Here is a 15,065-nt window from a genome sequence, read left to right on the forward strand (position 1 = left end):
CCGCCAACCTGGTCACATGAAGACGCTGACAATGCTGCTGTACACCGGTTTTCGCGGGCTCGTCGTCGCCCGGCAGCGAAAGTCCCGTGAACGCACCGTCGGGGTCGGCACCGTGCGCGCGGTCGGGCCCCAGGTTTTCGTCGAGGTGGTGGCGGTGTCCGGGGAGACGTTCGTCGGCAAATTGGCATGCAGTGACGGCTCGGACGCCTCGATACTGCGTCCGGGCCTCGTCGTGCTGGTGGCGTTCGATCCCGCTGCCCGCGAAGACCTTTCGCTGCCCGACGACGTCTTGGCCGTGCACTGTCAGCGAGCGCCGTCGACGGCAAAACTGACGAGCGCGGCCCAGTAGAGCGGGCTTGCCGTGGCGTCGCCGTCGCGCCAGCGCCGCATCTGCTCACGCTGCCACCGATTCACCGCGCAACCCGCGTCGACAGCCTCGTGCGCGTCGTCGACGGCGATCACCGCGTCGGACATCGGATCGGTCCGGTCATCGCCCGCGAACCGCCGGTAGGCCGCGGTGGTCGGCAGCGACCACAGCGTGGCGGTCACCAACTGTGCGCCACCCAGGATTATGGCGGCCACCAGGCCCGTCGCCTCGTCGAACTGATAGTCACCGCCGGATGCGCAGGCCAGGAGCGCCACCCGGGGTGGCATCGGCAGCCGCAACGCCATCAGATCCGACGCGGTCAGCGGGCGGTGGTCGCCGACGGCGTCGGCGTCCCCGGGAATGCCCGCGGTGCAGGCCAGGTGCAGGGCGGCCCGATCGGCCTGGGCGGCATGGCCATCCGGTGAACTCGCGTGGCCGACGTACATCAGCCTGCTCGGGGTCTGCGCCAACAGTTCGGCGAGCCAGCGGCGGTCGGCGTCCTGGCGGCGGAACAGTTCCACCGCCGCGTCGACCGTCGGCAGCACCGCGCGACGTCCCATCAGCCCGGTGTAGTGCCGCGCCAACGCCGTGTCGGCGGACGGCCTGCCGAGCACCGACCCGAGCGCGGAGTCCGGGCGCTGACCGGGCACCCGGGGGTCGAGGACCAGCACCGGGGGAGCTTCTCGGCGGGCGTCCCATCCGGCCGGTGACCGCGGCGAGTGCACGATGTTCTGCGGCACCGCCATCAGCACGTCGACCATCTCCATCAGCCGGTACCCATCGGTGTGCTCGCCGATATCGGCCAGCTGCCAAGGGATTCGGGCGGCAACCCTGCCGCTGGCGGTGATGGCGTCCTGGCGGGCGCGGACGAGTTCTTCCTTGCTCGGCCCCGACTTCGGCAACGCCAGCAGGCCCCACGGGACGCGAGCCAGGCGCGCGGTGGGCGAGACGAACAGCACCGCGCGCGGGCTTGCCACGCATTCCGTCAACAGCTGCCACCCGGGTTCGGCGATGAGCAGCACGCCCAGGATGTAGGCGAGCGTCAGCTCGGCCGGCGGGGTCGCGAACGGGCCGCCCGTCAGCGCCCGCTCGATGGCGTCTCGACGGCTCTGACCGTCGTGCGGTTCCGGCAACGCGTCGGCCAGCTCCTGCAGCGCCGCCAGCAGGATCGGTTCCTCCACCACCCAATTGACGGTTCGGGACGGCTGCCCGACGATACGCAAACTGGCGTACGTGACGATCCCGAGATCCGCGAAGCGCAGGACCAGAGTCGGCCGGTCCGTCTCACTCATGGCCAGGTGGACCAGGCGGGTTCGTCGGCGGTGACCGCCCGGCCGTAGCGCTGCAGCGCCAGCGCACGGTAGTGACTCAGGATCGGGGCGGCGTCCGGCTGCATCTGTAGCGGCGGCAGCGGGCCCAGCCGCGTCAGCGAGGTGCCGCCGCGCGCCGGCGGGCCCGCGGCGGAAAGTGCTTCGCCGGCGTCGATCAAGAGGGAAGGGGCGGCCGCGGACGCCCATTCGCCGACTTTGGCCGCCTGCGGTTCGGCATTGAAAGTCCCTCGCGCGCTGTGGTATTCGACCAGCTCGCTGATCAACTCGGTGTTCTCCCATTCCCAGGCAACGGCGAACGCACTGGCCAAGATCGGCGCCGAGACGTTGGCGGCCCAGCGTGATCTCGCGTCGGCGTCGGCGATCGAGTACCGCACCGAGTCGACCGCCAACGCGGCCGGCACCTTGAGCTCCGCGGCCTGTTCGAGCTTGGTCATACCACGCCAGTACTCTGGCGTGCCCACTTCGCCGTGGAGGATGCCGAGTCCTTCGGCCTGCCGCGCCTCGGTTTCCTGCAGCGTCTCGTCGGGGTCCCCCGAGCTGTCGAAGCCCAGGTCCGTCAATGCGTCAGCGCGCCAAACGGTTCCGAGGTGGTTGTCGAGCTGGGCGTACTGCAGCCAACTGCTGCGCGGCGACGAGTCGAGCAGCTCGCGAGCCTGGGCGATCAGCTCGACCGCGTCCGGGAAGCGGCCCCAGAAGATCGCTATCCAGCTGCGCTGCAACAGAATACGGTGCAGATACAGTGGCTTGCCCAGTTCACGCCACCGGCTCTCGGCGTGTTCCCAGCACTGGTCGGCCGCTTCCAATGCGCCGGAGGCCAGCCGGGTGAGTCCTAGGTACAGCCAGCACCGCGCCTCGTCGTGCGCTCGGGCATATCGCGCGAGGACGGGCTGGGCCTCCGAGACCAGCTGTTCGGTCGTGGCGTGGTCGGCCGCCGACCAGCATGCCGCGGCACGCTCCAATTGCGTTCTGGCCGTGGCCAATTCCCATCCACGCGCCTGCGCGCGGGCTCCCGCTCGACGCAGCCACGGCTGCGCCTCGGACAACCGCCCGGTTTCCACGCAGAACCTGCCGTATCCGGTAGCCGCATCGATCCGGAGATGGTCCCCGGCCTCGCTGTCGCCGCCCAGGTGATCCGGATCGGCGATGGCGCCGAGCACGTGCTGCCACAGGGGAAGCGATTCGACGTGCAGGTCGTCGTCGCAGAGCGCGGTCGCGCACAGCAGTTGCGCATAGGTGAGCAGGTAGGCGTGTTCGTCGGCGAGGTCGGTGAAATCGGTGTTCGAGTCGTCCAACGCCGCCAACTCCTTCGCGGCGCCTTCGTGATCGCCGAGCGCCGCGGTCAGGCCCGTCTGCAGGAATTGGGCTCGCCGCGAGTACTGACGGATCATGTGGGCCACCTCGGCGGCGGGTGCGCCCGCTTGGGCGGCATAGGCGGCCAGACAGTCGCGGATGCGCCGAATCGACTCGCGGACGCCATCATTCGCTCCGCGCGCCAGGTAGATCTCGCCGAGCTGCGCGAACGCCTCGAGCGCCAGATCGTCGCGATCCTCTTGCGCGATGCGGGGCATCAACGACAGCAGCAGATCCCGCGCCGCGCCCTCGTCGGCGGCGAACGCCAGCTGGCGTGCGCGCTCCAACTCGGCCGGAATCGACACGGCTGCATCATAAGTCTTGGCGGCGCAAACCCGGAGCGGCGGACGTGTGATCCAGCCACGTCCGCCGCCCGGAGTTCGACCGATCAACCGCAGGTCACCTTGATGCTGAAGTCCTTGGTGACCATGCCGGCCATCGGGTTCTTCAAATCGGCGCCCTGCGCCTGGCCCGTGATGGTGTAGGTCTTACCGTCCACCGCTACGTTGGCCGAGCCGACCTTGGCGCCCATGCCGCTGCTGACCGACAGCGCGTTGCCGTCGACGACAAGGGCCAACGACTCGACCTTCGGCGTGGCCTCGTCGGTCATCACGACCGCCAGCGCCTGCTGGCCACCGCCGGTGGACCCGCTGCCGATATCGATCTTGCCGCCGGTTTTGACGCAGGTCACCGAGGCGGGATTCAACCCTGCGAGGTCGCTGCCGCCGACCTTGACCTGTGCGCCGGTGCCCGTGGAGGCGCTGGGCGCCCCACTCGACCCCGTGCTGGCCGTGTGGCCGCCGCTCGAGCAGGCCACCAGCGCCGACGCGACGCCAAGGCCTCCAATCGCTGCCGCGAGAAGACGTTTCACTGGGATTTCCTTCCTTCATGCGCCGCCCCGTTGGCGTCGTCATGGGAGGAGTACAGAACGCCCGATTTGCTACCGATCCCAATTTTTCGGTGCAACCGGTAGGCTGCGTCGACGTGGCCCTAGGAAGGGAGGCAGCCATTGCCGAAGGTGAAATGGCTGGGAAAGCCTGAGGCCCATGACTTTCCGGCCGCTGCCGACTACCTCGCCCTGCTCGCCGATCCGCACACCGTCGAAGAGCTGACGTATAGCCTGCAGACCTCTGACGTTGTGCACAAGAAGGCCAAGGACATACTGCGGGCCGCCCAGCTGAGCCTGCTTCCGGTTGACAATCCCCATGTCGCGTCGGATCTATCCAAGATCAAAAAGGGTGAACCGCTCTCGCCCATCCTGCTGGTCCGCGGTGACTTCGCCACCGGCGTTCCGTTACAGATCGCCGACGGCTACCACCGCGTGTGCGCGAGCTATCACACCGACGAGAACACCGACATTCCCGTCGTCATAGTCGGCAGACCGCAGTGATCGAGATCCAGACCGTCGGAACGGTCCGCGTGTTGGCCCTGTCGTCGGGCCGGGTCAACGCCCTCGACGTCGAGCTGCTGGAGGAGCTGACCGCCGCCGTCCGCGAGTTGCGGGATTCGGGCGCCCGCCCGCTCGTCGTCACCGGCGCGGGCCGGGTGTTCTGCGCCGGGGTCGACCTCAACCGCGTGCTGCAGGGCGGGGCCGACTACGCCGATCGGTTGATTCCCGCGCTGTCCGACGCGTTCGTCGCACTGTTCGGCTACCCCGGGCCGACCGTCGCCGCGATCAACGGCGCCGCCATCGCGGGCGGGTGCGTGCTGGCGTGTGCCTGCGACCGCCGGCTGATCGGGCCGGACGCGCAGATCGGGGCGACGGAGGTTCGCGTCGGGGTCCCGTTTCCAGCCGCGGCGCTCGAGGTCATTCGGCACGCGTGCGGCGATCACGCCGAGGAAGTGCTGCTCGGCGGCGGCCTCTGTCGCGGCGACGACGCAGTCGCCAGCGGACTTGCCCACAGCGTGGTCGCCGACGACCTGCTCGGGGCGGCCGTGGCGGAGGCGTCGGACCTGGGTGAGATCTCGGCCGACGCCTATCGGCACACCAAAGCCCAGTTGAGGGCGCCCGTTCTGGCGCGGATCGGCGAGGCCGGCGGCATCGACCGCGAGGTGCGTGAGCTGTGGGGTGCCGAGCAGACCCGGCAGCGCATCGCCGACTCGCTTGAGCGCCTACGGCGCCGCTGAGTTATTCGTCGTCGACCGCGACGCCGCCGCGGGTGCGCCGGCGGCGCATGCGGTGGGTGCCCTTGCCGGTGGGGCGGCGATTGCGCAGCCCGCCCGCGGGCTCTTCGGCGGCCGGCTCTTCGGTCGCTGCCTCTTCGGCTTTTGCGGGCTCTTCGGCGGGCTCTTCAGCTTCTTCGGCTTCGGCGGTTTCTTCGGTTTCCGCGACCGGCTCGACCGTCTCGGCTTGCTCGGTTTTATCAGCCTCGGCTTCGGGCTCTTCGGGTTCTTCCGCTTCTTCCGCCTCTTCGTCGGCCTGGGACTCCGCCGCCTCGGCCTCCTCGGCGGCTTCGTCGGCCGCCTCATCCTTCTTGCCACGACGCTTCTTGGGCTTCTTCGCCTTGATCGGTTTCGGCGGTGGCGGCGGCAACTCGGCCACAAACGACAGGTAGAAGGCGAAAATTCCGAGCAGGCCGATCGCGGCCGCGGCGCCGTAGATGCCGAACAGGTACCGTCCGGCGGAGTCCAGGCTGAGCCAGATCTCGCTGATCGCGGTACCGACGATCAGCACGCCCGCCAGCACGTGGGCCACGATCGACCAGACCCGCATGGACAGCGCCAGCTGCGGGGTGCCCAGCTCCGGCTTGCGGGTGCGCAGCAGGGTGAACACCACGGGCAGCGCGGCCAACCCGATGAGAGCGCCCGACGCGATGCGGCCCGCCATCCCCAGTCCGCGCGTCATCTCGCCCGTCAGCTCGTACCAGCGCGGGAGCACACAGAAGAAATAGAGGACGCCGGCACCGATCGAAAACAACAAGTGCCACGGTATGGCGACCTTGCGCCCCATACGCCTCCTCATGCTGATGGTCAGTCCTCGGCCGCACCGGGGACTAGCTGGCGGAGGATGCGGGATTTGAACCCGCGAGGGCTATTAACCCAACCCGCGTTCCAGGCGAGCGCCATAGGCCACTAGGCGAATCCTCCGTGGCCATGGTAGCCGAGTGCCCTACGGCCCCCACCGGTTGCACGCGGGTAACTCCGGGCCAGGTATTACACTCGCGATGGACCCCGCGCGGCGTCTATCCTGTGAACTCCCCCAGGGCCGGAAGGCAGCAAGGGTCAATGGGCTCTGTCGGGTGCGCGGGGTCCCCTATGTCCGGGGGCATTCATGACCCCGAAGCTCGTGCGATCAGCGAAAGGTCCCCTGGTGGCGTTCGATTCCCTCAGCCATGACGAGCTAGCGGCCCTGCACGCACGCCACCAGCAGCAGTATGCGGAGCTGCAGGCCATGAAGCTGTCCCTGAACCTCACCCGCGGCAAGCCGTCCGAAGAGCAGCTGGACCTGTCCAACCGGCTGCTGACCCTGCCCGGAGAGGACGACTACCGCGACGAGGAGGGCACCGACACCCGCAACTACCTCGGCCAGCACGGGCTGCCGGAATTGCGGGCAATATTCGGCGAGCTGCTCGGCATTCCGGTGCCCAACCTGATCGCGGGTAACAACTCCAGCCTGGAGCTGATGCACGACATCGTCGTCTTCTCGTTGCTGCACGGCGGCGTGGACTCGCCACGGCCGTGGAAGGACGAACCGAGCGTCAAGTTCCTGTGTCCCGTCCCCGGCTACGACCGGCACCACAACCTCACCGAAACCATGGGCATCGAGATGATTCCGATCCCGATGCTGCCCGACGGTCCCGACATCGACCTCATCGAAGAACTGGTCGCCGTGGACCCCGCAATCAAGGGGATGTGGGCGGTCCCGGTCTTCGCCAACCCGACCGGCGTCACCTATTCGTGGGAGACGGCTCGCCGACTGATCCAGATGCGCACGGCCGCGCCCGACTTCCGGTTGTTCTGGGACAACGCGTACGCGGTCCACACCCTGACGCACGAGTTCGTCCGCCAGGTCGACGTTCTCGGGCTGGCGGCCAAGGCCGGCAACCCGCACCGGCCGTATGTGTTCGCGTCGACGTCGAAGATCACGTTCGCCGGCGCCGGCGTCAGCTTCCTCGGCGGATCGTTGGGCAACATCGCCTGGTATCTGCAATACGCGGGGAAGAAGTCGATCGGACCGGACAAGGTCAACCAGCTGCGGCATCTGCGCTTCTTCGGCGACGCCGACGGGGTCCGCCTGCAGATGATGCGGCATCAGCAGATCCTGGCGCCGAAATTCGCGTTGGCGGCCGAAATCCTGGATCAGCGGCTGAGCGAATCCAAGATCGCGTCGTGGACCGAGCCCAAGGGCGGTTACTTCATCAGCCTCGACGTGTGGCCCGGCACGGCGCGGCGGACCGTCGCCCTGGCCAAGGACGCCGGCATCGCGGTCACCGACGCCGGCGCGACCTTCCCGTATCGGAAAGACCCGGACGACAAGAACATCCGCGTCGCACCCACATTCCCGCCGATGCCGGAACTGCGTGCCGCCGTCGACGGGCTGGCGACCTGCGCGCTGCTGGCGGCCTCGGAGTCGATGCTCAACCTGGCCCCGTCCGCGTCGAGTGTGCGCTGACGGTTTTCACTGTGCACTGACGGCGCCCTGCGCGCACACTGAACGCCGCCGCTGCACACCCGATGCCAGTCGGGCCCGAGTCACCGGCCGTCGGTAGCCTGCTGAGCGTGGCCCTCTACCGCAAGTATCGACCGGCAACCTTCGCCGAAGTGGTGGGGCAGGAGCACGTCACCGAACCGCTGTCCATCGCCCTGGAAGCCGGCCGGATCAACCATGCCTACCTGTTCTCCGGGCCGCGCGGCTGCGGCAAGACGTCCTCGGCGCGCATCCTGGCCCGGTCGTTGAACTGTGCGCAGGGGCCGACGGCCAACCCGTGCGGCGTGTGCGAATCCTGCGTGGCGTTGGCCCCCAACGCGCCCGGCAGCATCGATGTGGTGGAGCTCGACGCGGCCAGCCACGGCGGCGTCGACGACACCCGCGAGCTGCGCGACCGCGCGTTTTATGCGCCGGCGCAGTCGCGCTACCGGGTGTTCATCGTCGACGAGGCACACATGGTGACCACCGCGGGCTTCAACGCGCTGCTCAAGATCGTCGAGGAACCCCCCGAACACCTGATCTTCATCTTCGCCACCACCGAACCGGAGAAGGTGCTGCCGACCATCCGGTCGCGCACCCATCACTACCCGTTCCGGCTGTTGCCGCCGCGCATCATGCGGGCGCTGGTCGGGCGGATCTGTGAGCAGGAGGGCGTCGTCGTCGACGACGCGGTGTATCCGCTGCTGATCCGCGCCGGCGGCGGTTCGCCCCGCGACACCCTGTCGGTGCTGGACCAGTTGGTGGCGGGTGCCGAGGGCCAGCACGTGACCTATCAGCGGGCGCTGGGCCTGCTGGGCGCCACCGACGTCGCCTTGATCGACGACGCCGTCGACGCGCTGGCCGCTTCGGATGCGGCCACGTTGTTCGGAGCTGTCGAATCGGTCATCGACGCCGGCCACGACCCGCGGCGCTTCGCCACCGATCTGCTGGAGCGGTTCCGCGATCTCATTGTGCTGCAAGCGGTTCCGGATGCGGCTAGCCGCGGCGTGGTGGACGCGCCCGAGGATGTGCTGGACCGGATGCGCGAGCAGGCGGCACGCATCGGGCCGGCGGCGCTGACGCGCTACGCCGAGGTGGTGCAGGCGGGCCTGGGGGAGATGCGCGGCGCGACGGCGCCACGCCTGCTGCTCGAAGTGGTCTGCGCGCGACTGCTGCTGCCCTCGGCCAGCGATGCCGAGGCGGCGCTGCTGCAACGCGTCGAGCGGATCGAGACCCGGCTGGGCGTCTCCATCCCGGCGTCAGAGGCTGCCGACAGCGCGGTGCCCCCGCCACGGCCCGCCGCGCCCAGCCCGCCGCCCAAACGGGCCGCGGCACCCAAGCCCACCCCGGTCCCCGAACCGCCTGCACCGGCGCCGCCCAAAGCCGCCCCCGAGCAGGTCCCTGACGCGGTCCCCGAATCAGCCTCTGCCCCAGGCGAACTCAACGCGTCCGCGGTGCGAACGATGTGGCCCACGGTGCGGGACAAGGTGCGCCAGCGCAGCCGCACCACCGAGGTCATGCTCGCCGGCGCCACCGTCCGGGCGATCGAGGACAACACTTTGGTGCTCACCCACGCCTCGGCGCCGCTGGCCAAGCGGCTGTCCGAACAGCGCAACGCCGACGTCATCGCCGAAGCGCTCAAGGACGCGCTGGGAGTGAACTGGCGAGTGCGGTGTGAGGCCGGCGCGGCGGAACCCGCGCCGAGCGCCCCGCCACCCGCCAAGCCGGACCCTCCCGCGGAGGAGCCCGCCGAAGCGGATTCGGCCCGGCGGGACGAAGAGGAACACATGCTCGCCGAAGCGGGGCGCGACGAGCCGTCGGCGCCGCGCCGCGACCCCGAAGAGGCCGCGCTCGAGCTATTACAGAACGAGTTGGGCGCGCGCCGAATCGATAACGCCTAGGGCTGCCACCACGGCCGCAGCGGCAGATCGTCGTCGCCCCACTCGTCGACGTTGGCCGCCAGCACGTGATGCAGCTGAAGGTTGTTGCGCTCGAAGGCCACTCGTGATGCCGCCATGTACAGGCCCCACACCTTGGCCGTGGGCAACCCGACCTCCGCGACCCCCTCGTCCCAGTGCTCGACCAGATTGCGGCACCAGTCACGCAGCGTCATCGCGTAGTGATGCCGGAAGTTCTCCTCGTGCAACACCTCGAAACCGGCGTCCTGGATGTCGGTGACGATGCGGCCCGAGCCGGTCAGCTCCCCGTCCGGGAACACGTAGCGGTCGGTGAACCCGCCGGCGAAGGGGGTCGACTTGTTGTCGTGCCGGGTGATGCAGTGATTGAGCAGCAGGCCGCCGGTTCGCAACTTCGACTTCAGGAAGCCGAAATAGGCGGGGTAGTTCTTGACGCCGATGTGCTCGGTCAGCCCGATCGAGGAAACGGCGTCGAACCCCGCCTCGCCCACGTCGCGGTAGTCGGAGTGCCGCACTTCAGCAAGCTCCGCGAGTCCTTCGGCCTCGATCGCGTTTTTCGCCCACTTCGCCTGCTCGGCCGACAGGGTGGCGCCGATCGCCCGCACACCGCGACGCGCGGCGTAGCGCACCATGCCGCCCCAGCCGCAGCCGACGTCGAGCAGCCGGTCGCCCGGTTGCAGCCGCAGCTTCTCGAAAATCAGCCGGTACTTGTTCTCCTGGGCCTCTTCCAGCGTTGCGTCGGCGTTGGGGTAAACCGCGCAGGTGTAGGTCATCGACGGGCCCAGCACCCACTCGTAGAAGGTGTTGGACACGTCGTAGTGGTGGTGGATGGCCTCGGCGTCCCGGGTCTTGCTGTGCATGACGCCGGCGGCGACCCGGCGCCACCGCGGCGGCGCCTCTTCGGGGGGTGGGGCGACGGGCAACAGGTGTTCCACACCGATCGAGCGGACGACGTTGGCGAGCACCCGCGCCGACGGCCGCCTGAAGTTGACCCTGTCGGTCAGCGCCTTGAGCAGGGGGTACGGATCCCCGGGGGGCACGCCGTGCGCCTGCAGATCACCCGAGACGTAGGCGCGGGCGAGACCGAGTTCGCCGGGGGCGGTCGCCAGGTAGGTGGCGCCGCGGGACGACCGAAGATCCAGGCCCAGCTCGGCGTCGTCGCTGCCGGCGGTGCTGCCGTCGTACGCGGTGAACTTCAGCGGCTGTCCCCCGGTGGCGGTGAAGATCTCCAGGATCTCCGCCATGCTCAATTTGCCCGACTTGGTGGGGCGTTCGGGCTCTCGTGTCGTTGTCATCGCCGTTGCACCGCCTTTGCATAGAGGTCGAGGAGACGCGAATCGGGATCGTAGGTCTTTTTGACCGTCTTATAGGCCTCCCCACCGTAGAGTTCGTCAAACTCCTCGCGGGTGTAGAAGGAGTCGGAGTACAGCGACTTGTGCCCGTCGAGCTCACTGACCTTCGCCTCGATGGCCCGGTTGGTTGCGCCCTCGGCGGAGTCACTGGCCGGCACCGAGGACCAGAACCCGATGTTGACGTAGGTGTGGTCGGGCCGCATCGGATACAGCGGCCAGCCTTCATGATCGCGAAGCCGCAACGGGCACAACCAGATCGGTGTGATCGGCACGTTCTCGCCGAACCATTCGAGGAAGTCCACGACCCGTTCGATCGGCACCTCGACGTCCTGCACCACCCGTTCCCGCGCCGGACGACCGTGGCGCACCTCGATGCGGTCGGCGATGCCGAAGCGCTGGTCCAGCGCGATGAGCTTGGAGTAAACACTGCTGCGCCGGTAGCGGCGCGGCCACCAGCGGCGCAATCGGGGATTCTGCACGCCGAACGCGCGGGAACACCAAAACCAATCGGTGTCCCAGCGCCAGAAGTAGTCGTGAATCGTCAGCCGATCGTCTTTGGTGGCTTCGATGCCCGCCGCGTCGTGCTGTATCGAGCGGTAGTAGATGTCTTTGCCGGTGTAGTCGCTGACCGGGCCGGGAGTGGTGGTCCGCCTGCCGACGCACAGATAGCTTTCGTCGGCGCTGAACACGACGCCGTCGAGGTAGTCCACTTGAGTGCCGCCCTGCCCGCCGGTGTCGATGATGCGCTCCATCGCCGCGACCAGGTCGGGCAACGAGCGGAACCGGACGTGGCGCAGCGCCACAAACGGCGCCACCGGCTCCAGCTCGATGCGGAGCCTGGTCGAATATCCAAGCGTCCCATACGAATTGGGAAAAGCGCGGAAAAGTTCGGCGTGCTGGCCGCGGGAAGCGGTGACCAATTCGCCAGCGCCGGTGAGGATATCCATCTCCAGCACCGATTCGTGTGGCAGACCGTTGCGGAACGACGCCGACTCGATACCCAGGCCGCTGACCGCACCGCCGAGGGTGATGGTCTTCAGCTGCGGCACCACCAGCGGCGAAAGACCGTACGGCAGGGTCGCGGCCACCAGGTCCTCATACGTGCACATGCCCGCGACATCGGCGGTGCGGGCCTCCGGATCGACACCGAGCACCTGAGTCAGCCCCGAGGTGTCCAGGCCAGGCGCGTCGCGTTTGGTGCGGGCGCGGAAGAGATTTGAGCTGGGCTTGGCGAGCCGGACCGCGGACGTTGCTGGGATGGACCGATAACTCGCCATCAACCGATCAACGCCCGACGTGTGAGCCGAGAGTGCAGATCCAGGGCTTGGCACCACATATACCCTAGTCTTCGGAAACAGCCCGTGCACCCGCGCGGGCGGCATCGGAAAGAGGAGTTGCGCCTGATGGGCCAGGTGAGCGCGGCCAGCACGATCTTGATCAACGCCGAGCCGGAGGCCACGCTGGCCGCGGTTGCGGACTATCAGAACGTTCGCCCGAAAATCCTGTCCCCGCAGTACAGCGAGTACCAGGTCACCCAAGGCGGGCAGGGCGCCGGGACGGTTGCCAAGTGGCGGCTGCAGGCGACCAAATCACGGGTCCGCGACGTGCAGGTGAACGTCGACGTCGCCGGCCACACCGTCATCGAGAAGGACGCAAACTCGTCCATGGTCACCAACTGGACGGTGGCTCCCGCGGGCCCGGGATCCAGCGTGACCGTGAAGACCAGCTGGACCGGTGCGGGCGGCGTCAAGGGATTCTTCGAAAAGACCTTTGCGCCACTGGGTCTGAAGAAAATCCAGGCCGAGGTGCTGGCCAACCTGAAAAAGGAACTCGAAAGCTAGCGCACCTGGCCCTGTGTGGCCAGGAAACCCGCGACACCGCGGACCAGTGCGTCGGCGTATTTCTGCCGGCCTTCGGGCGACTCCATCAGCGCCGAATCCACCGGATTCTTCATGTTGCCGCACTCGACCAGGACCGACGGATACTGCGCCAGGTTCAGGCCGGCCAGATCCGACCGCCCATAGAGTCCGTCCTGGCCAATGTAGTAGGAGGGCGGAATGCCCGACGCCTGCAATTGATCGCGCATGATTCGCGCGTACTGCACCGACGGCCCGGCCTGCGCCTGGTTGAGCGGCGGGGCCGAATAGTTGACGTGGAAGCCCCGCCCGGATGGCGGGCCGCCGTCGGCATGGATGCTCAGGATCGCGTTGGGGCGCAACGCGTTGGCCGCGGCCGCGCGCGCGTCGACACACGCTCCCACGCCCGTGTCGTTGTTGCGGGACATGGCGGTCCGGACGCCGAGCGCGTTCAACGCGGCGCGGACCCGAAGCGCGGTGTCCCAAGTGAAGGTGTGTTCCATGTAGCCGGAGTTGGTCGACGTCCCGCTGGTTTGGCAGTCCTTGGTGCCGCCGCGGCCGGTGGGCACCTGATGCGTGATGGACGCGTCGTTGGCGCCGTTGTGGCCGGGATCGATGAACACGACCATGCCGGCGATGTTGGCGGGGACTCCCCATGCGGCCGGCGTCACCGCCGTCGACGCGGCAACCAGCGCGCCGATCGTCATTTTGATCCCGACACGCCTGCTCACTCGTAGGTCCACGGCGCAAAGGTAACGGCGCGCGGTCTACGCTGAGTGTTTCGAATCGCCGACATCCACAGGCGAAACCAACTCGAGACCAAGATGCGAGGGGATTGTCATGCAACCCGGAGGCGACATGTCGGCGCTGCTCGCCCAGGCGCAGCAGATGCAGCAAAAGCTCATGGAAGCGCAGCAACGGCTCGCGAACTCCGAGGTGCACGGGCACGCCGGCGGCGGCCTGGTCGAGGTCATCGTCAAGGGCAGCGGCGAGGTGGTCGGCGTGAAGATCGATCCGAAGGTCGTCGACCCCGCGGACGTCGAAACGCTGCAGGACCTGATCGTCGGCGCCATGGCCGACGCTTCCAAGCAGGTCACCGCGATGGCGCAGGAGCAGCTGGGGTCGCTGGCCGGCGGCATGGGTGGCCCGCCCGGCCAGCCGCCTGCCCCGCCGACGCAAATTCCGGGGCTCTGATCCTCCCACCGCCATGTTCGAGGGACCCGTCCAGGATTTGATCGACGAGCTCGGCAAGCTGCCGGGTATCGGACCCAAGAGCGCGCAGCGCATCGCCTTCCACTTGCTGTCCGTCGAGCCGGCGGATATCGACCGGTTGAGCGCCGTGCTGGCGAAGGTCCGCGACGGCGTGCGGTTCTGTGCGGTGTGCGGCAACGTGTCCGACGACGAGCGGTGCCGGATCTGTTCCGATACCCGTCGCGACGCGTCGGTGGTGTGCGTGGTCGAGGAGCCGAAGGACATTCAGGCCGTGGAGCGCACGCGCGAATTCCGCGGCCGCTACCACGTTTTGGGCGGTGCGCTCGATCCGCTGTCCGGCGTCGGCCCCGATCAGCTGCGGATCCGCGAGCTGCTGAGCCGGATCGGTGAACGGGTCGACGATGTCGACATCACCGAGGTGATCATCGCCACCGATCCCAATACCGAGGGCGAGGCGACCGCGACCTACCTGGTGCGGATCCTGCGCGACATCCCCGGCCTGACCGTGACGCGGATCGCGTCCGGGCTGCCGATGGGCGGCGACTTGGAGTTCGCCGACGAGCTGACGCTGGGCCGCGCGCTCACCGGCCGCCGGGCCATGGCCTGACGTCCCTCAGACTTTGCTCAATTGGAATGACCTGGTAAAGGTCTTGCCCGGCTCGTCACCGCACCCGTCCGACGTCGTCGTCAGGCCTTCGCCGGCAAGCGACACCGCATCGAAGCTGTAAATGACGTTCACCGGGGCCGATGCGCCGTTTGGGCACCGCGCCTGGGCCGTGCCGCTGTGCGTCCATCGCCCATTGGCGAGGTGGAATTCCCAGCTGATGACGAACGTGCCGCCATCTTGCGAGGTCGCCAGGGTGCAGTCCGAGCCGCACGGGACGAAAAGCCAGGCGGTCGGTTTGTCGCTGTCCTGGTAGAGCACGTTGTACCGGCCGTTCGGGACGTCGTAGTCGGCGTGCGCCGGTGTCGGCCCTGTGACGAACACAGCCGCGCCGAGCAGCGCTGCGCAGGCAGCCAGCCGCGGGCTGATCTTCTCCATCACGGCGCGCAC

At 68.3% G+C, this 15,065-nt stretch carries 16 protein-coding genes, 1 tRNA gene and 1 other RNA gene; 9 read left to right on the forward strand and 9 right to left on the reverse strand.

Features of this window, described 5'->3' with window-relative positions; genetic code table 11:
- Positions 1-31 precede the first annotated feature (31 nt).
- Positions 32-349: a hypothetical protein gene (locus tag A5744_RS06625; RefSeq protein ID WP_346425762.1), complete on the forward strand. Its 318-nt coding sequence runs from the start codon at positions 32-34 to the stop codon at positions 347-349.
- Here the strand turns inward: A5744_RS06625 and A5744_RS06630 are convergent.
- The 3 genes from A5744_RS06630 to A5744_RS06640 form a co-directional block, all read right to left on the reverse strand.
- Positions 304-1,659 (reverse strand): CHAT domain-containing protein, encoded by a 1,356-nt coding sequence (locus tag A5744_RS06630; RefSeq protein ID WP_076059459.1) that lies wholly within the window; start codon positions 1,657-1,659, stop codon positions 304-306. The genes A5744_RS06625 and A5744_RS06630 overlap by 46 nt on opposite strands.
- Positions 1,656-3,353, reverse strand: coding sequence for a hypothetical protein (locus A5744_RS06635; RefSeq protein ID WP_076059461.1), 1,698 nt, complete (start codon positions 3,351-3,353; stop codon positions 1,656-1,658). Before A5744_RS06635 ends, A5744_RS06630 begins: the two co-directional genes overlap by 4 nt.
- Positions 3,354-3,436: 83 nt before the next feature.
- Complete coding sequence (locus A5744_RS06640) at positions 3,437-3,919, reverse strand: lipoprotein LpqH (RefSeq protein WP_076059463.1); 483 nt, start codon at positions 3,917-3,919, stop codon at positions 3,437-3,439.
- 138 nt (positions 3,920-4,057) lie between these two features.
- Between A5744_RS06640 and A5744_RS06645 the strand changes: the two genes are divergently transcribed.
- Positions 4,058-4,438 carry a hypothetical protein gene (locus tag A5744_RS06645; protein WP_076059465.1) on the forward strand — a complete coding sequence of 127 codons (381 nt, stop codon included), beginning with the start codon at positions 4,058-4,060 and terminating at the stop codon, positions 4,436-4,438.
- The gene (locus A5744_RS06650; protein ID WP_076059466.1) at positions 4,435-5,175 is read left to right on the forward strand and encodes an enoyl-CoA hydratase/isomerase family protein; all 741 of its coding nucleotides are present in this window, start codon (positions 4,435-4,437) and stop codon (positions 5,173-5,175) included. The genes A5744_RS06645 and A5744_RS06650 overlap by 4 nt, the downstream gene beginning before the upstream one ends.
- A gap of 1 nt (position 5,176) precedes the next feature.
- Here the strand turns inward: A5744_RS06650 and A5744_RS06655 are convergent, their stop codons facing one another.
- On the reverse strand, positions 5,177-5,998 hold the full coding sequence (locus A5744_RS06655) for a hypothetical protein (RefSeq protein ID WP_076059468.1): 822 nt from the start codon (positions 5,996-5,998) through the stop codon (positions 5,177-5,179).
- Between the two features lie 48 nt (positions 5,999-6,046).
- Positions 6,047-6,135, reverse strand: a tRNA-Ser gene (locus A5744_RS06660).
- Positions 6,136-6,210: 75 nt separating this feature from the next.
- Between A5744_RS06660 and ffs the strand changes: the two genes are divergently transcribed.
- The 3 genes from ffs (at position 6,211) to A5744_RS06675 (ending at position 9,576) form a co-directional block, all read left to right on the forward strand.
- Positions 6,211-6,307, forward strand: an RNA gene (gene ffs, locus A5744_RS06665) — signal recognition particle sRNA small type.
- Between the two features lie 51 nt (positions 6,308-6,358).
- Positions 6,359-7,660, forward strand: a complete 1,302-nt coding sequence (locus tag A5744_RS06670; RefSeq protein WP_139331263.1) for an aminotransferase class I/II-fold pyridoxal phosphate-dependent enzyme — start codon at positions 6,359-6,361, stop codon at positions 7,658-7,660.
- A gap of 107 nt (positions 7,661-7,767) precedes the next feature.
- Positions 7,768-9,576, forward strand: coding sequence for a DNA polymerase III subunits gamma/tau (locus A5744_RS06675; RefSeq protein ID WP_076059549.1), 1,809 nt, complete (start codon positions 7,768-7,770; stop codon positions 9,574-9,576).
- Here the strand turns inward: A5744_RS06675 and A5744_RS06680 are convergent.
- Together A5744_RS06680 and A5744_RS06685 are read right to left on the reverse strand one after the other, a co-directional pair.
- On the reverse strand, positions 9,573-10,886 hold the full coding sequence (locus tag A5744_RS06680; RefSeq protein WP_205866291.1) for a class I SAM-dependent methyltransferase: 1,314 nt from the start codon (positions 10,884-10,886) through the stop codon (positions 9,573-9,575). The genes A5744_RS06675 and A5744_RS06680 overlap by 4 nt on opposite strands.
- Positions 10,883-12,277, reverse strand: coding sequence for an FAD-binding oxidoreductase (locus A5744_RS06685; RefSeq protein ID WP_205866292.1), 1,395 nt, complete (start codon positions 12,275-12,277; stop codon positions 10,883-10,885). The genes A5744_RS06680 and A5744_RS06685 overlap by 4 nt, the downstream gene beginning before the upstream one ends.
- 69 nt (positions 12,278-12,346) lie before the next feature.
- On the opposite strand from A5744_RS06685, the gene A5744_RS06690 reads away from it, so the two are divergent.
- Positions 12,347-12,784 carry an SRPBCC family protein gene (locus tag A5744_RS06690; protein ID WP_076059553.1) on the forward strand — a complete coding sequence of 146 codons (438 nt, stop codon included), beginning with the start codon at positions 12,347-12,349 and terminating at the stop codon, positions 12,782-12,784.
- Here the strand turns inward: A5744_RS06690 and A5744_RS06695 are convergent.
- Entirely contained in the window at positions 12,781-13,542 is a 762-nt protein-coding gene (locus tag A5744_RS06695) for an Rv3717 family N-acetylmuramoyl-L-alanine amidase (RefSeq protein ID WP_205866293.1), read from the reverse strand. The genes A5744_RS06690 and A5744_RS06695 overlap by 4 nt on opposite strands.
- A 97-nt stretch (positions 13,543-13,639) precedes the next feature.
- Between A5744_RS06695 and A5744_RS06700 the strand changes: the two genes are divergently transcribed.
- Both A5744_RS06700 and recR read left to right on the forward strand, forming a co-directional pair.
- Positions 13,640-13,993, forward strand: coding sequence for a YbaB/EbfC family nucleoid-associated protein (locus tag A5744_RS06700; RefSeq protein ID WP_076059474.1), 354 nt, complete (start codon positions 13,640-13,642; stop codon positions 13,991-13,993).
- Between the two features lie 13 nt (positions 13,994-14,006).
- Positions 14,007-14,618, forward strand: a complete 612-nt coding sequence (gene recR / locus A5744_RS06705; RefSeq protein ID WP_076059476.1) for a recombination mediator RecR — start codon at positions 14,007-14,009, stop codon at positions 14,616-14,618.
- A gap of 6 nt (positions 14,619-14,624) precedes the next feature.
- On the opposite strand, the gene A5744_RS06710 is transcribed toward recR, so the two are convergent.
- The gene (locus A5744_RS06710; protein WP_240562982.1) at positions 14,625-15,065 is read right to left on the reverse strand and encodes a hypothetical protein; all 441 of its coding nucleotides are present in this window, start codon (positions 15,063-15,065) and stop codon (positions 14,625-14,627) included.

The organism is Mycobacterium sp. IS-1264, from assembly GCF_001954195.1.
GTDB lineage: Bacteria > Actinomycetota > Actinomycetes > Mycobacteriales > Mycobacteriaceae > Mycobacterium.